Genomic DNA, 22,338 nt, shown 5'->3' with positions numbered 1-22,338 from the left:
GAGCTTGTGCAATCAGAGGTAACGCACCCAGCTCTTCACCCCCTCATCCATCAGCGTGTAGACGTGCTCGAATGCAGCACGTTGCTGGCGATAGGGATCGGGAATCTCGCGATCGGACTGCCACTTGCCCAGCAGGAAGGTCTTGCCCGACGCCTCCGGCGCGATTTCGATGATGCGATGGACATGCTTGCGCTCCATCACCAGCACCAGATCCGAAGCTGCCAGGATGCCGCGGTCGATCTGCCGCGCACGATGACTGCTGCCATCCAGGCCATGCTCGGTCAACAGCGCCTGCGCGGTGGCATCCACACCATGATTGACCAGGGCCCCCAGCCCGGCCGAGGACACCGTGATGCCCCTGCCGCTCACAGCCTCACGCAGCATCACTTCCGCCGACGGACTACGGCAGATGTTGCCGACACACACAACCAGAATATTCTTGAACACGGACAACGGTTTCCATCAATTCTTCAATACATGGCACGCAACACCTGGCCGCCCCTACAGACCAGGCACTTCCATCCGAGCGTGCCGCCACATGCCGGCAGCAGCCTCGCCTAGTATGCCGATTTCTGGCCCAGCACTTTGAAGGCCGTCATCAAAATGATCCGTACGTCCAGCGTCGGACTCCAGCGCCGGATGTAATCAATGTCGTACTGGACCCGCTTCTTCATCGAGCGCAACTCCGGTGTCTCACCACGCAATCCGTGGACCTGCGCCCAGCCGGTAATCCCCGGCTTCACATAGTGGCGATGCATGTAGCGCTCGATCACACGCTCGTAGTGATTGTTATGCTGAATCGCGTGCGGTCGCGGCCCAACCACAGACATGTTACCGCCCAGCACATTGAAGAACTGTGGCAGCTCATCCAGGCTGCTGCGACGCAGGAACGCACCGAACCGGGTCACTCGCGGATCACCGCGCGTCGCCTGGGTGATCTGCCCGGAGCCCTCTGCATGTACGCGCATGGAGCGGAACTTGAGCATCCAGAATTCCTTTCCGCCCAGTCCATGGCGCTTCTGGCGGAACAGCACCGGCCCCGGAGAACTCAGCTTCACACCAATGGCCAACACGGCAAACAAAGGCGCCAGCAGGATTACTGCCACGCCTGCAACCATGATGTCCTCGACGCGCTTGAACAAGCGGAATCGATGATCAACCAAGCCTTGGCGTACACCGATCATCGGCACATCACCCACCTGGTGGACACCAGGGTTCAGCGCCCCAAGGCCCGTGGTATCAGGAATCAGACGCACAGGCACCGGAAAACGCTCGATCTGCTTGAGCATGTCCTTGATGGCGCCAGCATGCCCCATCGGCAGAGACACCCATACCTGATCGAATTCGCCGCGGTGCTGATCCATGTACTGCGGGACGTCTTCCAGTCGCCCCAGCCTGCACGGCGCGTCCCCACCACGGCGGGTGGCGATATCGCCCGCACTGGCAAAGTAGCCGATGACGTCCTTGCCAAGCTCTGGCTTCCCGCGCAGCAGGCGATGCAACCTCAAAGCGGGAGCCCTTAGCCCAACCAGCAAGATGCGCTCGTGGTCCATTCCGCGCGAGCGCAGGCCATGCAACTGCACTCTCAGCAATACGCGCAGCGCCGCCATCGATGCCAGACCAAAGGCGTACCAGCCAATCAGCCATGTCGAGGGCACCACGTCGGCAAGCCCGACCAGCACGACGTAGAGCGAAAACAGCGCAAAGGTGGCAGACCACGCCAGCAACAGCAGCCAGAGGTCAGCGAGCAGCCCCCGCATGCGCCAGTTCCGATACAGCGGCGCCACGGAGAAACACACGATGGCGCTGAGAATCACCGCGCCAAACACGATTCGCTGGGAGGAGTCCGGCGCAGCTGCTCCATACAACACGATATGGGAAAGCACTGCCATGCCTGGCAGTAGCAACATGTCGCCCAGGCGTAGCCCCAACTCCAGGGCAGCCCGGGCTTCGACGCGGCGGCGGCCAGCCCGGGCCCGCTCTGCGGAAAGGTCTTCTACTGATCCCTGTAGCAACGCACTTCTCCATTTTCGGCTCGACGGGACGCGGAATTGTCTGCGTCCACGTGCGCGGACTCCCCAGCCAGCACGGAATCGTCGAGGTTGTGTCAATCAAATGTGGAGGAATTGTGGATGAAGTCTGGGCCAAAAGATAGGAATTCCGACTGGGCACAGGCTCGGAGGAATGCCATGAAATCACCCCATCCAATTGAAAATATTGACAATTTCCAATGTGTCAATTTGCATCAACATGCGTCATTTAGCGTCAATAAATGAACGTCATTGCGCACTTCATGTCGGTTCACTGGCGCTCCACCCACCCCGCACCGCACCAAAGCCCAACCACCACCCTCTGCTACCATCGGCGGTTCTGTTCATCGCGTCCCCCACCTGCCCGCGATGGCGCCAAACAACGTAACGAAACACAGGAGTCTGCATGTCTTCCGAGCTGCTCAAGTCCCTTGGCCTGGACGCGATCAACGCTGGCACGTACCTGGGCAACGGGGAGTGGTCGAGCGCGACCAGCGGTGAGCTGATCACCCCGGTCAACCCGACCACCGGCGAGCCGATCGCGCAGGTCCGCGCGACCACCGAGGCCGAGTACGAGACCGTCGTCGCCCGTGCGCAGGAAGCCTTCAAGGTCTGGCGCACCACGCCTGCCCCGCGCCGCGGTGAGGCCGTGCGCCTGTGCGGCGAAGCGCTGCGCAAGCACAAGGATGCGCTGGGTTCGCTGGTCGCCCTGGAAATGGGCAAGAGCAAGCCGGAAGGCGATGGCGAAGTGCAGGAGATGATCGACATCGCCGATTTCGCCGTGGGCCAGAGCCGCATGCTGTACGGCTACACCATGCATTCCGAGCGCCCCGGCCACCGCATGTACGAGCAGTACCACCCGCTGGGCCTGGTCGGCATCATCTCGGCCTTCAACTTCCCGGTGGCGGTCTGGAGCTGGAACTCGTTCCTGGCGGCCATCTGTGGCGACGTGTGCATCTGGAAGCCGTCCAACAAAACGCCGCTGACCGCCATCGCCTCGCTGAAGATCTGCAACGACGCCCTGCGCGAAGCCGGTTTCCCGGACATCTTCTTCCTGATCAACGATGCCGGCACCGCGCTGTCGGAGAAGATGGTCGATGACCGTCGCGTGCCGCTGATCAGCTTCACCGGCTCGACCCAGGTCGGCCGCACCGTCAACGAAAAGGTCGCGCGCCGCCTGGGCCGCTGCCTGCTGGAGCTGGGCGGCAACAACGCCATCATCCTGGACGAAACCGCCGACCTGAAGCTGGCCGTGCCGGGCATCGTGTTCGGCGCCGTCGGTACCGCCGGCCAGCGCTGCACCACGACCCGCCGCCTGATCGTGCACCGCTCGATCTACGCCGACGTGCTGGCCACCCTGGTCAAGGCCTACAAGCAGGTGGAAGGCAAGATCGGCGACCCGACCGATGCCGCCAACCTGATGGGCCCGCTGAACAGCGACGGCGCCGTGCAGCAGTTCCTCGATGCCATCGCCCAGGCCAAGGCGGCCGGCGGCACCATCGAGACCGGTGGCACCCGCATCGACCGCGCCGGCAACTTCGTGCTGCCGGCGATCGTCTCCGGCCTGAAGAACAGCGACGCCGTGGTCCAGCACGAGACCTTCGCGCCGATCCTGTACGTGATGCCGTACGACACCCTCGACGAAGCCATCGACATGCAGAACGGCGTGCCGCAGGGCCTGTCGTCCTCGATCTTCACCCAGAACCTGAAGACCGCCGAGAAGTTCCTGTCGGCCGCCGGCAGCGACTGCGGCATCGCCAACATCAACATCGGCACGTCCGGTGCGGAGATCGGCGGCGCCTTCGGTGGCGAGAAGGACACCGGCGGTGGCCGCGAATCCGGTTCGGATGCGTGGAAGGTCTACATGCGCCGCCAGACCAATACCATCAACTATTCGGATTCGCTGCCGCTGGCACAGGGCATCAAGTTCGACCTGTAACGCTTTCTGTAGTGCCGGGCCATGCTCGGCAGGATGTGCAATGAACACCGCAGGAAATGCAGCCGAGCATGGCTCGGCGCTACAGGGTGGCAAGCCGGTGATTGATTTCACCGGCCGCCGCGTGCTCATCGCCGGTGGCAGCAAGGGCATTGGCCGTGAGATGGCGCTGGCATTTGCCGGCGCCGGTGCGCGGGTCTCGGTCTGCGCCCGCGGCCAGGCCGGCCTGGATGCCCTGCGTGCCGATGCAAAGGTACAGAGCGTCGAGTTGCACACGTTTCCTGCCGATCTGGGCGAGGCCAACCAGATCCAGGCCTGGCTGCAGGCTGCCGCCGATACACTCGGCGGCATCGATGTGCTGGTCAACAACGCCACCGGCTATGGCATGGCCGATGACGAGGACGGCTGGGCCGCCAGCCTGCAGATCGACCTGATGGCGGCGGTACGGGCCTCGCGCCTGGCACTGCCGTGGCTGCGCGCATCCAGCGATGCCTGCATCCTCAACCTGTCCTCGATCGCCGCCCAGCAGCCGCGTCCCGGTGGCGCGCCCTACGCTGCCGCCAAGGCCGCGCTGTCGCACTACACCACCTCGCAGGCACTGGCGCTGGCCAAGGACCGGATCCGGGTCAATGCCATCGCCCCGGGCTCGATCGAGTTCGATGAGGGCCTGTGGGATCGCCGCCGCACCGAAGATCCCGCGCTGTACCACGGCACCCTGGCGAAGATCCCGTTCGGCCGCTTCGGCCACCCGCGCGAGATTGCCGACGCCGCCCTGTTCCTGTGCTCGCCGCTGGCGCGCTGGATCACCGGCCATGTGCTCAACGTGGATGGCGGCCAGGTGTTGATGGGCTGATACCGGCACACCGGTCGCTGCCAACCTTGGTTGGCATGGCTTTCGTCGACCAAGGTCGACGCCTACCATGGCTGACATTCCGGTCGACGCCTGCCATCGCATCCGCCGGGCATGGGATTGCCCGGGCAGAGGCACTATCATGTGCACACTGCCAAGGAGGACCCCGATGAGCGTGGCACCCCGACAGACAAGCGCCCTGGCCGTGGTCAGCCTGGTCATGGGCATCGCCAGCTGGACCGTCCTGCCCTTCGTGGCCAGCATCGTGGCCATCATCACCGGCCACATGGCCCGCGCCGAGATCCGCCGCCGCCCGCATGAACTGGAAGGCGATGGCCTCGCCGTCACCGGCCTGGTGCTGGGCTGGGTGATGGTCGGCGCCGTGATCGCCGCCATCCTGGTCTTCATCCTGTTCTTCGGCGGCCTGGCCTGGCTCGCCGCGATGTCGAACTGATCATCATGACCACTTCCGACAGCACTGAACGCTTCAGCAGCCGCGTCGCCGACTACGTCCGCTACCGGCCCGATTACCCGCCCGCCCTGTTGGAGTGGCTGCATGGCCCGATGGGCGTCAGCCACGAGGCCGTGGTCGCCGACATCGGCGCCGGCACCGGTATTTCCAGTCGCCTGTTCCTGGCCAGCGGCCATCCAGTAGTCGCGGTTGAACCCAACGCCGCCATGCGGGGCGCGGCCGAGGAATGGCTGGCACCGCAGTACCCGCAGTTCCGTGCGGTGGACGGCCGCGCCGAGGCCACCACACTGGACGATGCCAGCATCGATCTGGTCAGCGTCGCGCAGGCCTTCCACTGGTTCGACACCGTGGCGGTGCGCGCCGAGTGGCAGCGCATCCTGCGCCCGGGTGGCCTGACACTGATCTACTGGAACTCGCGCCTGCTCGATGCCAGCCCGTTCCTGATCGGCTACGAGCAGCTGCTGCTGGACTACGGCACCGACTACACCGCCGTTGCCGAGCGCTACCAGGACGACGCCACCATGCAGGCTTGGTTCGGCCCCGGCCTGCGCGGCATGGTGGAGCTGCCGAACGTGCAATATCTGGATTTCGACGCCCTGCGCGGGCGCCTGCTGTCCTCCTCCTACGCACCCCAAGCCGGTCATCCGCGCCATGCGCCGATGATCGCCGCCCTGCAGGACCTGTTCGCCGCCCACGCGGTCGACGGCCAGGTTGCTTTTGAATATCGAACCCGAGCCTTCCTCGGCACGCTGGACTGAACCGACGCATGTATTCGCTTGCCCGCCCCTTCCTGTTCTCGCTCGACGCCGAGCGCGCCCACGGCCTCGGCCTGTCCGCACTGGACCTGGCCTATCGCACCGGCACCACGCCGCTGCTGGCCGCACGCATCGCGCCGATGCCGAGCACCGTGTTCGGGCTGACCTTCCCCAATCCGGTCGGCCTGGCCGCCGGCCTGGACAAGAATGGCGAGCACATCGATGCATTGTTCGCGCTGGGTTTCGGCTTCGTCGAGATCGGCACCATCACCCCGCGTCCGCAGGCCGGCAATCCGCAGCCGCGCCTGTTCCGCCTGCCGGCGCACAACGCAATCATCAACCGCATGGGCTTCAACAATGCGGGCGTGGACGCGCTGGTGCGCAACCTCGAACGCGCGCGCAACCGTCGCGGCCTGCTCGGCATCAACATCGGCAAGAACAAGGACACCCCCAACGAACAGGCGGTGGACGATTACATCGCCTGCCTGGACAAGGTGTATCCGCTGGCCGACTACATCACGGTCAACATCTCCTCGCCCAACACCGCCGGCCTGCGTGAGCTGCAGGAAGAAACCGCGCTGCGACAGCTGGTCAGCCAGTTGCGTGACCGCCAGGAAGCCCTGGCTGCGCAGCATGGTCGCCGCGTGCCGATGCTGGTGAAGGTGGCGCCGGACCTGAGCGAGCGCGACATCGATGCCGCCGCCCGCGTGCTCGGCGAGCTGCAGGTGGACGGCGTGATCGCCACCAACACCACCATCGACCACAGCAAGGTGGCAGGCGACCCGCTGGCCAACGAGGCCGGCGGCCTGTCCGGTGCGCCGGTGCTGGAGCAGTCCACGCTGGTGCTGCGCCGCCTGCGTTCGCGCCTGCCCGAATCGGTACCGCTGATCGGTGTCGGCGGCATCCTGTCCGGTGCCGATGCGGTGGCCAAGATGGCCGCCGGCGCGGCGCTGGTGCAGTGCTACAGCGGCCTGATCTTCCGTGGCCCGGCGCTGGTCTCCGAATGCGTGGAGGCGATCCGTCGCCGTCGCGAAGCACCGAGCCGCGGCGCGGTGGCCCCACTGTGAGCGCGCCCATGGATACCGTCGACGGCAACGCACCGCTGCGCTGGACGCTCACCCGCAATGCGCCGCTGCAGTCGCTGAACACCTTCCATGTGCAGGCCAGCGCCGCGCAGCTGCTGGAACTGCACGATGCCGCACTGCTGCCGGACGTGCTCGCGCTGCCCGAGGTGGCCAACGGCCCGCTGCTGGTGCTGGGCAGCGGCAGCAACGTACTGATCGCCGAGGACCTGCCTGGCACGGTACTGGTGTTCGGCAACCGTGACATCAGTTTCCTTGAACACCGCGCCGACCATGCGGTGATCCGCGCCGGTGCCGGCGTGCCCTGGCACGGGCTGGTGATGTGGTCCCTGCAGGAGGGCCTGTCCGGCCTGGAGAACCTGGCGCTGATTCCCGGCACCGCCGGTGCCGCGCCGATCCAGAACATCGGCGCCTACGGCGCGCAGGTCGGCGAATTCATCCAGGCCGTCGAGGCCTGGGACTGCCAGGAGCGGGCCTGGGTGCGGCTGGACAACGAACAGTGTGGCTTCGCCTACCGCGACAGCGTATTCAAGCAGCAGCCTGATCGCTACCTGATCACCGCCATCGAGCTCAAGCTGCCGCTGCTGCACGATCTGCGCATGGACTACGCCGGCATCCGCGAGGAACTGCAGGCGCAGGGCGTAGAATTGCCGAGCGCGGTGGACGTGGCCAACGCGGTGATCGCAATCCGCCGCCGCAAGCTGCCCGACCCGGATGTACTCGGCAACGCCGGCAGCTTCTTCAAGAACCCGATGCTGCCGCTGGAACAGGTCGACGTGCTGCTGCAGCACTTCCCCGAACTGCCGGTGTTCCCGTCCGACCAGGACGGCAAGCGCAAGGTCTCGGCGGCATGGATGATCGAGTCCTGCGGCTGGAAGGGCTTCCGCGAAGGTGATGCCGGCGTGGCGCCGAGCCACGCACTGGTGCTGGTCAACCACGGCAACGCCACCGGTGCTGAACTGCTGGCGCTGGCGCGACGTATTTCCGCTTCGGTGCTGGAGAAGTTCGGCGTACCGATCGAACCGGAGCCCCGCCTGCTCGGCGCACAGTGGTGAACAGCCCCGCCCTCTCCCCCAGCGCCACCCCGATGCGGGCGGCGCTGCTGATGCTCGGCAGCACCATGGCATTTGGCCTGATGGCGGTGGCCATCCGCTATGCCACGCGCTACGTGCCGACTCAGGAAGTGGCGTTCTTCCGCAATGCCTTCGGCCTGCTCGCGTTGCTGCCGATGCTGCTGCGCCCCGGCCACGCGCCGCTGAAGACCCAGCAGCTGCCACGCTATTTCGTGCGCAGTGCGATCGGCCTGGGCTCGATGCTGTGCGCGTTCTGGGCACTGGGCCACCTGCCGTTGGCGCAGGCGGTTTCGCTGTCGTACTCCACGCCGTTGTTCGTCACCATCGCTGCCGTGCTGTGGCTGGGCGAGACCGTGCGCGTACGGCGCTGGGCTGCAGTGGTGGTCGGCTTCATCGGCGTGCTGGTGATCGTGCGCCCCGGTACCGCCGGCTTCACCGCGGGCAGCCTGGTAGCGGTGGCTGCCGCCGTGCTCAGCTCGCTGGTGGCGATCCAGATCAAGCAGCTGACCCGTATCGACAGCGCCGATACCGTGGTGCTCTATACCTACGTGTTCTGGGTGCCGCTGTCGCTGCTGCCTGCCCTGTTCGTCTGGGTCTGGCCCACCGGCGTGGCGTGGCTGTGGCTGTTGGCCACCGGCGTGCTCGGCACGGTCGGCCAGCTGCTGTGGACGCGGGCGCTGCGCCTGGGCGAAGTCTCGGCGCTGACCCCGATCAGCTTCCTGCAGCTGCCGCTGGTGACGCTGTGCGGCTGGCTGCTGTTCAACGAAACGGTGGACCGCTGGACGATCATCGGCGCCGGCATCATCCTCGCCGCGAACGCGTACATCGCCCACCGCGAAGCCGTACTGTCGCGGCGTGCCGCAAGTGCAGCGGCCTCGGCAGCGGCCAAGCCCGCCGAGTAGATCCGCGCCACGCGTGGATGACGCTGCACCCCTCTGTAGAGCCGAGCCTACGCTCGGCTGCTCTTCGCGCCTCCACCGTTGACTGAGCGCGCAGGGTTCATCCACGCATGGCGTGGATCTACAGCGCGCGATACACCCGCTCCGCCGCATCGAACACATTGCCCGGTGCGAACTGCTCGCCCAGGTAGTGCAGCGACTGCCTGCGCAGTTGCGGCGAACGCTCCTCCCCATCGCTGCCCAGCAGCACCTGCTGGAACTCGATCAGGTCCTGCAGAACGCGCCAATGCCGGTACCAGGCGATCCAGCGCGGGTCGCCGCGGTCGCTGCCGTAGCCGTCCTCGAAGCCCAGCGGATTCTCGCGCCCCCAGCGCCCGCCAACAGCCGCACCGATGAACATCAGGTCGCGCTCGCGCGGTGCCAGCGACAGGCCATCCCAGTCAATCAGGTGCAGGCCCCCGTCATTGCCCATCAGCAGGTTGCCGGCATGCAGATCGGTGTGGCACAGATGCAGCTCTACCGGCACGTCCTGCAATGCCGCGAGCAGCTCCCGTGCCTGCGCATGCAGCGCCGCGATGCGCGCATGCTGCCGGTCCCATACCGAAACGAAGGCGCGGCCCAGCCCGTCCTTCGCGGCCGCCAGGCCCTCGCCAGCCAGCCATTGCCCAACGGTTTCCAGCGCCGCGGTTTCCAACCGTACGATCGGCAGCGCCTGCTGCAGGTCCGCTGGCAGCTGCGCGCCGTGCAGGCGCCGTAGCACCTCCCCCAGCCGTTTCCACTGCGTGCGGCTCAACGCCGCCTCGAACCCGGACTGGCCTTCCACATAAGGGAACAGGGTGAACTGCAATCCCCAACGCTGCACCGACGCACCACCGGTCAATGCCGGCCACGGCGCGACGATCTCATCGATACCCAGCGTGCCGCGCATCCAATGCAGGCTGTCCCACACTGCGGGGTCAACCTGGTAGGTGCGGCATTTCAACCACCACTGCCCGTGCCGCGCATCGACGCGATACACGCTGGCATTGGCGTCGGCACCCACCGGGCGTGGCACCACGGCGGTAGGGGTGATGCCATAGGATTGTTGCAGGACTTCGCCGAGATGCTGCGCCGAAGCGAATGACATGGATGCAAGCGGAAAGTGTTACCTGCCGCCACTATCGCAGATGCACTCGCCACGACACAGACATGTCCGTCACAACATCGCCTCGGCACGAGCAGAGAACTAGCCTGCGATGCGCCGCATCACCGCCTCCAGCGGGCCGCGCGCGAACTGCCACGACCACAGCCATGCCGCACCCGTCGCCAGCATCAGGAACAGCAGTGCCCACAGCAGCACCGACGCCAGCGATGCACTGCCATCGAGCAGGCCCAAGCTTTCCAGCGTGCCCATGCCCAGCAGGATGTGGCCGACGTACAGGGTCAGGGTCATGCGCCCGGCCGCGGTGAACGGCTCCGGCCAGTCCCCCTGTCGCACGCGCGTCAGCCACAGGCAGGCGGCAATGACACTGCACGCCGCGCCGGCACCCGTGAGTACGTAGGCCGGCCCCGGTGGCATCGGCTGCGTTCCCAGCCACGCCTGCCAGGGCGTTCCCTGCGCAAGCTGCTGAACGCCATGTCCAGCCGCGATCAGCAGCAGGCCCAGCACCAGCAGCGCGCGCTGGACCCGCGGCTGCGACAGTTGCAGGCGTGCCAGCAGCATCCCCAGCAGGAAGAAGCACAGCCACGGCAGCAGCGGATGGAAGCCGTTGAACAGCAGGTTGCGGGCCGCGCCCGGCCATTGCCACAGACCGGTGTATTCCAGCGCCTGCCAGTTCCATCCCTGGCTGTAGTCCCAGTGCAGCAACGCCCAGAACGAACAGGCCGCCAGGCCCACGATGCTGGCCAGCAACACCTGCGGCGAGGCACGCAGCCACAGCACGGCCAACGCGAAATACACCGCGTAGTAGTGCAGGATATCGGCTGGGAACAGGGTCAGGTTGAGTAGGCCCAGCACCATCAGGAACAGTGCGCGCCGCCAGGTCTGCACACTGGCCGGCCACCACCCCTGCCGCTGCGTGGCCAGCACCAGGCCAAGGCCGGCCAGCGTGACGAAGGTCGCCGAGGCCTTGCCTTCCAGCAGATGGAAGAACCCTGCCAGCCAACCCTCACCCTCTGCGGGCACGGCCATCGCCAGGCGGAAGTTGACCAGCACCATGCCGGCCAGCGCCAGATAGCGCGCCAGGTCCAGCCCGTGCAACCGCCGATCAACAGCGCTCATGCGCGTGCCCCGAGCAGCAGCGCGAGCAGGCCAAGATCCAGCGAAGCCTCATCGGTGCCACCGGCTTCGCCCAGCCCCCGACGCAGCGCGTCGCTTTCGATGGCATCCAGCAGCACCTGCGCCTGTAGCGCCGCTGCCAGCACGGGACGCCGCCGCTCGCGCTGCGCCACCTGCTGCAGGGCTTCGGCCAGCGTCATCTGCAATTGCCTGCGATTGGCCGCAAATGCCTCGGCCACGGCCGGATTGCGTGCGCTCTCGGCCAGCACTTCGACGGCAAGCGTCGCCCATTCCGGCTGGCGGCACAGTGCGTGGAAGTCCTGAAGGAAAACCAGTACCTGTGCACGCTCGCCATCGGACGCGGCCAGTCGCTGCAGCAACGGTGCCAGTTCTTCGCTCTCAGCCACCGCCACTGCAAGGATGATCGCTTCCTTGCCCGGGAAGTGGTTGTAGAGATTGCCCAGGCTGACACCGGCCGCCTGCGCGATGTCACGCATGCTGGTCTGGTGGAATCCCCTTGCGACGAAGCACTGCAGTGCCGCCTGCAGGATCAGGGTCACGCGCTGCTCATTGCGGTCGATTCTGCTCATGCTACAAATAATGAACGAACGTTCGTCCATTTTGAAGAGGGTAACCCGGCCACCACCGGGCTTCGTTCAGGCAGCCTTGACCTCAACCGCTGTTGAGGCCCGATGCTGCCCGCCCCGCCCAACGCTCAACCCGGAGTTGCTGCATGCCACGGATGATCTCCACCCTGCTCGACAGCCGCGTGCTGTGGTTCCTCGCCCGACTGCTGCTGGCCGTGGTGTTCCTGTCCTCGGGTCTGGCCAAGCTGCTGGCGTGGGACAACAGCGTGGCCGAAATGCAGGCGGCCGGGCTGCAACCGCCCGCGCTGTTCAACATCGCCAGCGCCGTGGTGCTGCTGGGTGGCTCACTGTGCCTGCTGCTCGATCGCCTGCTATGGCTGGGCAGCGGCGCGCTGGCGGTGTTCATGCTGCTGACCATCGTCATCGTGCATACCTTCTGGACCAAGCACGGCGCGGAACAGCAGCTGGCGATGTTCTTCGCGCTGGAACACCTGAGCGTGGTCGGTGGCCTGATCTGCGCGGCCATCGCCAGCCATGCGCGGGCTCAGAAGAACTCGTCGAGCAACCGGTAGAACGCCAGCCGGCGCTCATCAGCCACCACGCCATAGCGCTGGAACAGCGGCGCGACCCATCGCGTGTCGCCGAAGTTGTGGACCAGGCTGCGCGCGGCCAGCGCCAGGTCCTGGTAGCGGTCGGCCACGCCCAGCCGCCCACAGTCGATGAAACCACTGAAACGCCCCTCGACCGCCATCAAGTTCGGCAGGCACGCATCGCCATGGCTGACCACCAGATCTTCATGATCGGGCCGGGTGCTGCACAGTTCGGCGAAGACCTGCTGTGCGCTCTGCCCCAGGCGCTCGTCATCGAAGTCATCGGCGTCGACCAGACCCGCCTCGACGCGGGCGTCGGCGGCCTGCAAGCGCGAGGCCAATCGCTGGTCGAACGGACAGGCTGCCACCGGCAACACATGCAGCCTGCGCAGCGCGTCAGCCAGCAGTTCCACCAACTGCTGCGGCGCAAGTTCCGGCGACGAGGCCAGGTCGCGGCCGGGCAGCGCGCTCATCAGCAACCAGCGCCGGCCCGCTTCTTCGGCGGTGGCAATCACCGTTGGCGCCGGCAGTCCCTGTGCCTGCAGCCAGCGCAGGCGCGTGATCTCATCGCCCAGCTCACTGAAGGCGTCGATCACTTCCGACTTCAGGAAGGCGTCAGCCTGCCCGGGACGATGCACTCGCGCGACATCCGCACGAGACACGCCGATCGACTGCCGCTCGATGCGCGCATCGGCCAACGCTTCCTGCCACGCCCGCGGCAGCGGCAGGCCATCAGTGAAGGGATCGGGTGCTCCCATGTCGGGATGCTCCTGTTGCTGGGGACCCTACGGATTCTCGCCGATCCCGAAGCACACCGCCCAGCAGAGCGCGCAATGGAAGGAAGCAACATGAAATTGATGGTCATCGGCGCCAGCAGGGGCCTGGGTCGGGCGTTCGTGGAAGGCCTGTGCAGTGCGGGCGACACCGTCATCGGTGTTTCGCGCAGCCGTCCACGCGACCTTGAATGCCCCGAGGGTGTCACCCTGCAGTGGATCGAAGCCGATCTGTCCAAACCCACCCTGGCTGCCAATCACATCGCAGCGCAGGCACCGGCCGATCTGGATGTGCTGATCCACAACCTGGGCATCTGGGAAGAGACCGCCTTCAGCGACGAGTACGCCTTCCTCGACGAGAGCGATGCCGCGCTTACTCAACTGGTCGACGTCAACATCACCGCCACCCTGGTGCTGCTGCAGCGCTTGCTGCCGCGGGTGCTCGGGGCGCCACGCCCGCAGCTGGTGCTGACCGGCTCGACCTCGGCGCTGCCGCGCAGTGGCCGCCCGGAAGTGGCGTTCGGCGCATCCAAGTTCGCACTCAACGGCATCGCAGATGCACTGCGCGAGGGTTTCCGCGATCGCCGCCTGGCGGTGACCAGCCTGCAGCTGGGCTACCTCAACACCGACGATGCACTGTCGGTGCCGGCTGCAGAGGCCGCAGCGCGCGGCGACGGCGAGCTGGTGCCGGTGCACGACGTCGTTGCAATGGTGCGCGCGTCGCTGCAGTTGTCACCGTCCGGCTTCGTACGCGAACTGGTGCTGCCGGCCATCGCCGACCCGCGCTACTGACTGCAGAGGCCTCGGCCCGGGGCCCTTGGTGGCCGCTCGGGCGCCTGTGGTTTACCCTGCTCCCCACTGGCCGTCAGTCACAGGCGGGAACCTGCTATGGATGCGCTTTCACGGGTCTCGGCCCAGGTCCTGGACAGCGCCCTGCCCAGCCTGCCGCTGTACCTGCTGCAGGCCACGGCGGTGATCGGCATGATCGGCGTGCTGCTGATCGCCACCCGTCGCGCTGGCCATGCCATTGAAGGCCGCCGCCTGTACGTGGGCGTGGCGCTGGGCCTGATCTACCTGTTCAACGCCTGGTTCGTGGCCCGCTACACCCAGGGCGTGGTCAAGCTGCACCTCGGCTTCGACATCCTGCTGGTCAGCGGACTGCTCGGCGGCTGGCGCGGTGGCCTGGCCTGCCTGGGCGCCAGCCTGCTGGCCCGCTACCAGTTCGTCGGCACCCTATACTTCCTGCCAGCCGGCCTCGAGGCCACGCTGCAGATGCTGGCCGGTGTCTGGCTGCGCAGGCGCCTGCACCCGCGCATGCTCAATGAACTCTCGCTGCGCATGATCCTGCAGGCCTGGGGCGTGCGTATCGTCGTCACTGCGTTGGGCCTGGCACTGGGCGTCGCAATCATCGGCGCCCATCAGCTGCCCGTGGAGGAGTTGGCAATCCAGCGCCTGCTGGCACTGCCGCTGTCACTGCTGATGCTGGGCGCAGTGTTCGCACTGGTCTACAACGATGCGCAGATCGATGCACAGCGCCAGCGCGAACACGCCTGGCTGCGCATCGATCCGATCAGTGGCCTGCCCAACATGCGTGCGCTCGGCGAACGCCTGCAGCATTACTGGCGCGACAACGACGGCATCGGCAAGGCCTGCCTTATCGTGGCCGAGATGGGCAACCTGCGCGACCTGCGCCTGCGCTACGGTCCGCTGCAGGACAACGGCCTGTGGCAGCGCGACAGCACCGAAGAGGTGCATCGGCTGCTGCCCTCGCTGCCGGCCTGCCAGCTGGAGATCTACCAGTTCGGCGATGCCGCGCTGGCGATCCTGGTGCGCGACCTGACCTTGTCCGAACTGCGCACGCAACCGCAGATCACCGAGCTGGCCAGCAACCTGGCCGATCAGGTCGGCCGCGATTGGCCCGGCTTCCGGCCGCTGTTCCGCTGCGCGGTAGTCGAACTGAAGCCACCGGCCGCGGCAGACGATGGCCACCTGCCCTTCCGGGCAATCACCGTGGCGCTGAGTGCGATCGAATCCGGCGTCGTGTTCTTCGACGACCCGATCCAGCGCGACAGCGAGATCGACGCCCTGATTGAAGTCGCCCTTGATCGCTGGCTGCAGCAGGGCGACGCCCCGCTGTGCTACCAGCCCAAGCATCGCCTGCAGGATCGCCAGCTGGTCGGCGCCGAAGCACTGCTGCGCATGCGCGACGGCGAGGGTCGGCTGATCGCGCCGATGCGGGTGATCTCGCTGCTGCGCCGGCAGGGGCGGCTGGCTGAACTGGAATGGGCCACGCTGCAGTCGGCCATCCACTTCCTGCAGCAGTGCCGACGCGATGGCACGCAGCTGAAAATCGCCGTGAATGTTTCGGCCGAGTCACTGCGCCTGCCCGGCTTCGGCCTGCGCCTGCAGGAACTGCTGCAGCTGCACGATGTGCCCGGCGTGATGCTGCGCCTGGAGATCGTCGAATGGACCGAGATCGTCGAGCGCGACGTGGTCGATGCCAACATCGCACAGCTGCTGGCGGCGGAGGTCACGTTGTCACTGGATGATTTCGGCGCTGGCTATTCAACCCTGATCCTGCTCTCGCAGCTGGCCATCGCCGAGGTCAAGATCGAGCAGGCCCTGATCGCCACCCTGTCCGACGCCAAGTCGCAGTCGATCGTGCGCTTCATCGTCGAAGTCGCGCACCGCTGCGGTGCAATCGTGGTGGCCGAAGGTACCGAGACCCTGGCGCAGGAACAGCAACTGCGCGCACTGGGTGTGGATGTCGGCCAGGGCTATCTGTACTCGGCGGCGCTGCCGGCCGACGAGTTCCGCCGCTTCGCTGCCGGCTAGGCCGCGTAGAAACCCAGGAACATCGCCACCGCCGATTCGGCCACGCGTGCACGCTCCTGTGCGTTCAACGGCGCCTGCCCCATCGTCACCTGTGGCCAGAACGCAAAGCTCTTCACCAGCCCGTGCAGCTGGTGGCCAGCAAATTCCGGATCGACCTCGCGCAGCCGGCCATCAGCGATGGCCGCGCGGATCCAGGCACTCTCGCCGCTTTCCTTTTCGCCCATGCGGCAGACGATGGCCTGCGCGCGCTCCGGTGAGTGGATGATCTCGGCCATCGCCACCCGCGCCAGGTCAATGAAGTTGGCATCGCTGAGCAGTTCCAGCTTCTGGCCCAGCAACTGCAGCAGCTGCGCCTGCAGCGGCTGGTCGGTGCGGTACGGTAACGCGTCGCTGGCCACGCTGCGTTCCCAGAGCTCCTCCAGGATCATCGAGAACAACGCTTCCTTGCTGGGAAAGTGGTTGTAGACGGTGCGCTTGGAGACCCCGGCCGCCTCGGCGATGCGGTCCATGCTGGTGGCCTCGTAGCCCGAGGCACGGAACTCCTCCACCGCCGCGCGCACGATGGCATCGCGTTTACGGTCGGTCAGGCGTTGCGGGGCACGGGGCATGGCAGAAACCGGATAACTGAACGGATGCGCACATTTTACACCGGACAGTGTACTTTTGAAAAACACGAAACTACACTGTGCAGTGTACCCAGCGGACGTCACCCATGAAGCGCCTGCTCCTTGTCCTTTTGCTTGGAATCCTCGCCGTGACCGCCTACACCTTCTGCAAATCCTGGTCCCTCCCCGACTTCCCCGATTCACCGCAGTACCGCGACGGCAAGTTCCACAATGCCCTGCCCCGTCCGGCGATGGGCCTGCGCGACGGTGCGGAGATCTGGTGGACGTTCCTCTTCAACAAACCCAAGGGCACCGTCCCTGCGCACCCGATTCCGGTGCTGCCGCTGGACCGCGCCACCCTCGACGCCGCGCCGGACCGCAGCCTGTTCCGGCTTGGGCACTCCACGATCCTGCTGAAGCTGCGCGGCCAGTACTGGCTGACCGACCCGGTCTTCTCCGAGCGCGCCTCGCCGGTGCAGTGGATGGGCCCGGCCCGCTTCCACGCACCGCCGATCAGCATCGAAGAGCTGCCGCCGATCGCTGGCGTGATCCTCTCGCACAACCACTACGACCACCTGGACCATGCCGCCGTGATGCAGCTGGCAGGCAAGACCGCGCGCTTCATCGCCCCGCTCGGCGTCGGCGACCAGCTGATTGCCTGGGGTGTGGACGCCAGCAAGGTCGAACAGCTGGACTGGTGGCAATCGACCGAGGCCAGCGGCCTGCGCCTGACCGCCACCCCGGGCCAGCACTTCTCCGGCCGCGGCCTGGGCGATAGCGACCGCAGCCTGTGGGCGTCGTGGGTGATCCAGGACGACGACTTCCGCATCTTCTTCAGCGGCGACACCGGCTACTTCGACGGCTTCAAGGCCATCGGCGAGAAGTATGGTCCGTTCGATCTGACCATGATCGAGACCGGCGCCTATGATCCGCGCTGGGCGTTCGTGCACATGCAGCCGGAACAGACGCTGCAGGCGCACCTGGACCTGCGCGGCAAGTGGCTGCTGCCGATCCACAACGGCACCTTCGACCTGGCCCTGCACGAGTGGCAGCAGCCGTTCGAGCGCATCACCGCATTGGCGGCCGCGAAGAACGTGCCGGTGGCTACGCCGATGATGGGCGAAGCGCTGGACATGCAGGCGCCGCAGGCGGGTACGCGCTGGTGGGAGACGGTGGAGCTGTAGCGTGCGGTGCGCTTGACCTACCGGAAACCATGTAGAGCCGAGCCATGCTCGGCTGCGTCAACCACAGAAGCGGCCTGCGACGCTGCAGTGCGTCATGTAACCGATTACATCCCTTGCTAGCGTAGCGCTCGCCCGACACCGGCCGAACCTGCGAGGCTGTACGTAATGACATTGCGCGCCGAACGCTCCAAGGTCTCCCGCTCAGCCATTCCATGGCGAGCTGCCGCCACCCTGCTGTTGGCCGCCCTCGCCGCTGCCGCACAGGCACAGCCCCTTCCCCCGCGCAGCCAATGGCAGGCCAGCAGTTCCTCGCAGCAGGTGCCAGCGATGGCGATCAGCCACCTGATCGACGGCGACCCGAAGACCGTCACCGGCGGCGCCTTCAGCCCCGGCCACTGGTTCCAGATCGATCTGGGCACGCCCACCCGGCTGGCTGGCGCACGACTCACCTGGGATGTCTCCAACCCGGAAGGCTATTCACTGCAGACCTCAATGGATGGTACGCAGTGGCAGACCGCGTACACGATGGCCGATTCACTGGGCGATGTGGAAACGCTGTACTTCGCGCCGCGGCAGGCGCGCTATCTACGACTGGCCAGTCCGCAGCGCACCTCCGACTGGGGTGTGTCGATCTTCGAAATGGAGCCGCTGGACAGCACGCTCAGCGCACGCATCGCCGATGTCGATGCAACACAGGCAGCCGCGCTCTGGCAAGGCGGCGGCACCATTGCGGTTCCGACCGGAAAAGGTGGATCCCATGCGCTCGAGATCACGCTGCCGCAGGCTCAATCCACGGCTGGCCTGGTGGTCGACTGGGCCGATGGCGCGCGCGGCGCTGCACGACTGCAGGCGCAGGATGCACAGGGCCGCTGGCAGGACCTCGCACACGATGCACAGGCGGCCAATCATCGGCAAAGCTGGCTGGCTGCTGACACGGCACAACCCCTGCGTGCGTTCCGGCTGAGCGTGGACGGCCCCGCACCGCAGGTCGCGCGACTGCGCCTGCTCGGGCCAAAGGCGGTAATGACGCCGATGAAGCGGTACCAGATCACCGCCAGCGGCGTGCAGCGTGCGTTGTTCCCGGCGTCGCTGCAGATGCAGCAGACCTTCTGGACCGCCGTCGGTGTGCACGCAGGACGACAGAAATCAATCTTCGACGAGTACGGCAATCTGGAAGCTTTCAAGGGCGCGCCGCTGGTGCAGCCGATCTGGCGTGGCGCTGACGGGCGTGCCGCGGGCGCGGCAGGACAGCCGATACAGCACGCGTTGCGGGATGGCTGGAAGCCGATGCCCTCCGCTACGTGGTCACCGCAGCCCGGCCTGGAGCTGCGCAGCGAGGTATTCGCCATCGAGCGCGACGGCCAGCCGGTAACGTTCTTGCGGCATCGCCTGCACAACACGGGCAGCGCCAGGATCGAAGGCACGCTCAGCCTGGTCGTGCGCCCGATGCAGATGAATCCGCCGTGGCAGAACGGCGGGCTGTCACCGATCCGCGATGTGACCATCGATGGGCAGGCGGTGCGCATCAATGGACGCACGCTGCTGCAGTCGCTCACGCCAGTGGCTGCGTCCGGCGCGGCGCCGTTCGGCAAGGATGGCGCAACGGAAATCACCGCGACCCTCGCTGCCGGCCAGCTGCCCTCCACGCAACAGACGCGCGACGACCAGGGTCTTGCCTCGGCTGCGTTGAACTACCGCGTATCACTGGCACCGGGGGCCAGCGATGCCATCGTGGTCGCGTTCCCGCTGGGTACTACCGCCGCCGATACCAAGGGCGCACTGCCCGAAGCGCCTGCGCTCGATCTAGCCACGCTGCCCCGCGATGCCAATGCGGCGTTCGATTCACTGGCCGCGCAGGCCTCCGCGGACTGGCAGGCACGGCTGGGCCAGGTCGGGCTGCGCCTGCCCGATCCCTCACTGGTCGACATGCTGCGTGCGCAGGCCGCCTACATGCTGATCAACCAGACCGGCCCGGCGATGCAGCCCGGCCCGCGCAACTACAACCGCTCCTTCATCCGCGACGGCATGGCCACCTCGGCGGTGCTGCTGCGCATGGGCGAGGCCAAGGTCGCGCGCGACTACCTGGGCTGGTACAGCGAACACGGCGTGCATGCCAACGGCCTGGTCTCGCCGATCCTCAACGACGATGGCAGCGTCAACACCGGTTTCGGTTCGGATATCGAGTACGACAGCCAGGGCCAGTACGTGGCGCTGGTGGCCGATGTCGCGCGCCTCGATGGCGGACCCGAATCGGTACGTGCCTATCTGCCGAAAGTGAAGGCAGCGCTGCGCTTCCTGCAGGAACTGCGCGAACGCACGCTGGCGCCCGGCTACAAGGCCGACCAGCCAGCGCCGGAGCGCTTCGCGGGCATTCTTGCGCCGTCGATCAGCCATGAGGGTTATCCGTCTCCCACTCACAGCTACTGGGACGACTATTGGGGCCTCAAAGGGTGGCACGACGGCGCGTGGCTGGCCGAGGCACTGGGCGACCGCGAGACTGCGATGTGGGCACGGGAACAGTACAAACTGCTTTACGACGCGCTGCATGCCTCGATCCGGGCGACGATGGCGTGGAAGGGCATCGACTTCATTCCCTCCTCGGCCGACCTGGGCGATGGCGATCCCACCGGCGTTTCGATCGCACTGGACCCGACCGGCGCACAGAGCGTGCTGCCCGCCAAGGCGCTGCGGACCACCTTCGCGCGCTATCTGGACGATGTGCGCAAGCGCAGTCAGCCTGGTGCGTTGTACGCGTACACACCGTACGAGATCCGCAATGTGCTGAGCTATGTGCACCTGGGCCAGCCGCAGGTGGCCGATGAGCTGCTGCAGGGACTGCTGCATGATCGGCGCCCGCTTGAGTGGCAGGTGCTGGCTGAGGTCGTGCACTCACGCCTGCGTTTTCCGCGTTACCTGGGCGACATGCCGCATACCTGGATTGGTGCCGAGTACGGCCGCACGCTGTTCGGCATGCTGATGCGCGAAGACGATGATGCCCTCTCACTGCTGCCGGGTACGCCGCCCTCGTGGGTGGCAGGCGATGGATTGGCGGTGGAGCGGTTGCCGACAGCGTATGGCGCGTTGCAGATGCAGGCGCGGCAACGCGACGGCGTGCTGACGGTGGCGCTTGGTGAGGGGCTGCGCGGCGGGACGGTGGTGAAGGTCTGGTGGCCGGCGCGGACGATGCCGAAGACCGTGCGTGTGGATGGGCGTAGCGTTTCCGACTTCGATGCCGAGGGTGTGCGGTTGTCGAAGCCGTTCCGGACACTGGAGGCGCGTTGGTAGAGTCGAGCCATGCTCGACTCATCGCGCATCGCGCGAACCGCAGCCGAGCATGGCTCGGCTCTACAAAAGGCAGACTCCGCGATTAGATCCACGCCATGGCTCGGCTCTACAAAGACGGAGGTAGCGCCGGGCCACGCCCGGCGTCATTGCAGCGTCGGCAACCCCGGCGGATTGGTCTGCGACTGCGGCACCGCTTCCTCGGCCACATTCCATCGCTTCAGCGCCTGCGCATAGGTGCCGCTGCCGATCTGGGTATTCAGCGCCTGCGTCACCGCGTCGGCCAGGCCGCTGCCCTTGCGCGTGGTCACCGAAATCGCCGCAGCGTTCGGCCAGCCGCCAGGGAACAGGCCCACACGCCGCACCTTGCCATCGCGTGCCGAATAAGCGCCGGTGGCATTGGGCTCGAACGAGACATCGGCGCGGCCGGTGATCACCGCCAAGCGGCCGACCACCGCGTCGTCGAAGTACTGGTACTCCACCGGCTTCAGGCCCGCGGCGATGTTCTGCTGATCCCACTGACGCAGGATCTGGTCCTGGTTGGTGCTGGCGCCCACCACCACCTTCAGCCCCGCGACATCCGCCGGCTTCTCGATCTTCTGGATCGGCCCATCAGTGCGCGTGTAGATGCCCAGCAGGTCGTAACGATAGCTGGAGAAATCGAATTTCTTCTTGCGCTCCTCGGTGACCGTCACATTGGACAGCACCGCATCGTACTTGCCCGATTCCAGCCCCAGCGGCCAATCGGGCCAGGCCACCGGTACGATCACCAGCTTCAGGCCCAACCCATCGGCGATCAGCCGCGCGATGTCCGGCTCGATGCCGACCACGTCCTTGCTGTCGGCACCATAGTCGGCCAGCGGCAGCTGCCCCGGATGAGTGGCCACGGTGAACGTACCGGGGGTGACGAAGCGATAGTCGGCCGGAATCAACGCCTGCGCCTTCGGGTCAAACGTGCCCTTCAGCACGGCTGTGTTCGCACCGGCCAGGCTGGTCGCGGCCACGGCGCCGGCATCCGCTGCCTGGCGTACGCGCGAATAGACGATACCGGCGATGCCGATGACCAGCACGCCCACGATCAACAGGGTGCTGCGCGAGGGGCGACGCGGTGCTGCAGGGCTCATGGTG

General features: G+C 66.4%; 20 protein-coding genes. 12 read left to right on the top strand and 8 right to left on the bottom strand.

The features are described 5' to 3' along the window. Nucleotides 1-12 precede the first annotated feature (12 nt). A complete protein-coding gene (locus tag AC5QAH_RS11675) occupies nucleotides 13-447 on the bottom strand; it encodes a low molecular weight protein-tyrosine-phosphatase (RefSeq protein WP_029550852.1) in 435 nt (144 codons plus the stop codon). Between the two features lie 110 nt (nucleotides 448-557). After that, entirely contained in the window at nucleotides 558-1,910 is a 1,353-nt protein-coding gene (locus AC5QAH_RS11670; RefSeq protein ID WP_236565185.1) for an undecaprenyl-phosphate glucose phosphotransferase, read from the bottom strand. A 526-nt stretch (nucleotides 1,911-2,436) separates the two neighbouring features. Here AC5QAH_RS11670 and amaB point away from each other — a divergent pair. The 7 genes from amaB to AC5QAH_RS11635 all read left to right on the top strand — a co-directional run bounded on the left by amaB (nucleotide 2,437) and on the right by AC5QAH_RS11635 (nucleotide 9,100). Next, complete coding sequence (gene amaB, locus AC5QAH_RS11665) at nucleotides 2,437-3,969, top strand: L-piperidine-6-carboxylate dehydrogenase (RefSeq protein ID WP_005413146.1); 1,533 nt, start codon at nucleotides 2,437-2,439, stop codon at nucleotides 3,967-3,969. Between the two features lie 40 nt (nucleotides 3,970-4,009). Then, nucleotides 4,010-4,819 carry an SDR family oxidoreductase gene (locus AC5QAH_RS11660; protein ID WP_049453169.1) on the top strand — a complete coding sequence of 270 codons (810 nt, stop codon included), beginning with the start codon at nucleotides 4,010-4,012 and terminating at the stop codon, nucleotides 4,817-4,819. A gap of 166 nt (nucleotides 4,820-4,985) precedes the next feature. Continuing rightward, nucleotides 4,986-5,270, top strand: a complete 285-nt coding sequence (locus AC5QAH_RS11655; RefSeq protein WP_010484694.1) for a DUF4190 domain-containing protein — start codon at nucleotides 4,986-4,988, stop codon at nucleotides 5,268-5,270. 5 nt (nucleotides 5,271-5,275) lie between these two features. Next, nucleotides 5,276-6,046: a methyltransferase domain-containing protein gene (locus AC5QAH_RS11650; RefSeq protein WP_049453170.1), complete on the top strand. Its 771-nt coding sequence runs from the start codon at nucleotides 5,276-5,278 to the stop codon at nucleotides 6,044-6,046. Nucleotides 6,047-6,054: 8 nt separating this feature from the next. Then, nucleotides 6,055-7,110 carry a quinone-dependent dihydroorotate dehydrogenase gene (locus tag AC5QAH_RS11645; protein ID WP_049453172.1) on the top strand — a complete coding sequence of 352 codons (1,056 nt, stop codon included), beginning with the start codon at nucleotides 6,055-6,057 and terminating at the stop codon, nucleotides 7,108-7,110. A gap of 8 nt (nucleotides 7,111-7,118) precedes the next feature. Beyond that, entirely contained in the window at nucleotides 7,119-8,180 is a 1,062-nt protein-coding gene (murB, locus tag AC5QAH_RS11640) for a UDP-N-acetylmuramate dehydrogenase (RefSeq protein WP_049453174.1), read from the top strand. A 32-nt stretch (nucleotides 8,181-8,212) separates the two neighbouring features. Beyond that, nucleotides 8,213-9,100: a DMT family transporter gene (locus AC5QAH_RS11635; RefSeq protein WP_019338467.1), complete on the top strand. Its 888-nt coding sequence runs from the start codon at nucleotides 8,213-8,215 to the stop codon at nucleotides 9,098-9,100. Between the two features lie 118 nt (nucleotides 9,101-9,218). On the opposite strand, the gene AC5QAH_RS11630 is transcribed toward AC5QAH_RS11635, so the two are convergent. From AC5QAH_RS11630 to AC5QAH_RS11620, 3 genes are all read right to left on the bottom strand, one after another. Further along, nucleotides 9,219-10,223, bottom strand: a complete 1,005-nt coding sequence (locus tag AC5QAH_RS11630; protein ID WP_049453176.1) for an aminoglycoside phosphotransferase family protein — start codon at nucleotides 10,221-10,223, stop codon at nucleotides 9,219-9,221. 99 nt (nucleotides 10,224-10,322) lie between these two features. Then, on the bottom strand, nucleotides 10,323-11,357 hold the full coding sequence (locus tag AC5QAH_RS11625; protein ID WP_241874318.1) for a DUF418 domain-containing protein: 1,035 nt from the start codon (nucleotides 11,355-11,357) through the stop codon (nucleotides 10,323-10,325). Continuing rightward, nucleotides 11,354-11,944, bottom strand: a complete 591-nt coding sequence (locus AC5QAH_RS11620) for a TetR family transcriptional regulator (RefSeq protein ID WP_049453180.1) — start codon at nucleotides 11,942-11,944, stop codon at nucleotides 11,354-11,356. The genes AC5QAH_RS11625 and AC5QAH_RS11620 overlap by 4 nt, the downstream gene beginning before the upstream one ends. Before the next feature lie 143 nt (nucleotides 11,945-12,087). Here AC5QAH_RS11620 and AC5QAH_RS11615 point away from each other — a divergent pair, with 143 nt between their 5' ends. Then, complete coding sequence (locus AC5QAH_RS11615) at nucleotides 12,088-12,513, top strand: DoxX family protein (protein ID WP_049483203.1); 426 nt, start codon at nucleotides 12,088-12,090, stop codon at nucleotides 12,511-12,513. On the opposite strand, the gene AC5QAH_RS11610 is transcribed toward AC5QAH_RS11615, so the two are convergent. Then, on the bottom strand, nucleotides 12,486-13,289 hold the full coding sequence (locus tag AC5QAH_RS11610) for an APH(3')-II family aminoglycoside O-phosphotransferase (protein WP_495232350.1): 804 nt from the start codon (nucleotides 13,287-13,289) through the stop codon (nucleotides 12,486-12,488). The genes AC5QAH_RS11615 and AC5QAH_RS11610 overlap by 28 nt on opposite strands. A 90-nt stretch (nucleotides 13,290-13,379) precedes the next feature. On the opposite strand from AC5QAH_RS11610, the gene AC5QAH_RS11605 reads away from it, so the two are divergent. Then, on the top strand, nucleotides 13,380-14,096 hold the full coding sequence (locus AC5QAH_RS11605; protein WP_241874321.1) for an SDR family NAD(P)-dependent oxidoreductase: 717 nt from the start codon (nucleotides 13,380-13,382) through the stop codon (nucleotides 14,094-14,096). Nucleotides 14,097-14,192: 96 nt separating this feature from the next. Further along, entirely contained in the window at nucleotides 14,193-16,139 is a 1,947-nt protein-coding gene (locus AC5QAH_RS11600; protein ID WP_241874322.1) for an EAL domain-containing protein, read from the top strand. Here the strand turns inward: AC5QAH_RS11600 and AC5QAH_RS11595 are convergent. Beyond that, nucleotides 16,136-16,747 carry a TetR/AcrR family transcriptional regulator gene (locus AC5QAH_RS11595; protein WP_053442893.1) on the bottom strand — a complete coding sequence of 204 codons (612 nt, stop codon included), beginning with the start codon at nucleotides 16,745-16,747 and terminating at the stop codon, nucleotides 16,136-16,138. The two genes, AC5QAH_RS11600 and AC5QAH_RS11595, sit on opposite strands and share 4 nt — an antisense overlap. Before the next feature lie 104 nt (nucleotides 16,748-16,851). Here AC5QAH_RS11595 and AC5QAH_RS11590 point away from each other — a divergent pair, with 104 nt between their 5' ends. After that, a complete protein-coding gene (locus tag AC5QAH_RS11590; protein ID WP_019338458.1) occupies nucleotides 16,852-17,928 on the top strand; it encodes an MBL fold metallo-hydrolase in 1,077 nt (358 codons plus the stop codon). Nucleotides 17,929-18,093: 165 nt separating this feature from the next. Further along, nucleotides 18,094-21,213, top strand: coding sequence for a galactose-binding domain-containing protein (locus AC5QAH_RS11585; protein WP_049453189.1), 3,120 nt, complete (start codon nucleotides 18,094-18,096; stop codon nucleotides 21,211-21,213). Nucleotides 21,214-21,356: 143 nt separating this feature from the next. Here the strand turns inward: AC5QAH_RS11585 and AC5QAH_RS11580 are convergent, their stop codons facing one another. Further along, entirely contained in the window at nucleotides 21,357-22,334 is a 978-nt protein-coding gene (locus AC5QAH_RS11580) for a transporter substrate-binding domain-containing protein (RefSeq protein WP_049453192.1), read from the bottom strand. Between the last annotated feature and the right edge of the window lie 4 nt (nucleotides 22,335-22,338).

The sequence above is a fragment of the Stenotrophomonas sp. YJH_SMC_43 genome (genome assembly GCF_059372535.1).
Note: the sequence above shows the minus strand (reverse complement) of the source record. Positions and strands in the feature narration are given on the sequence as shown.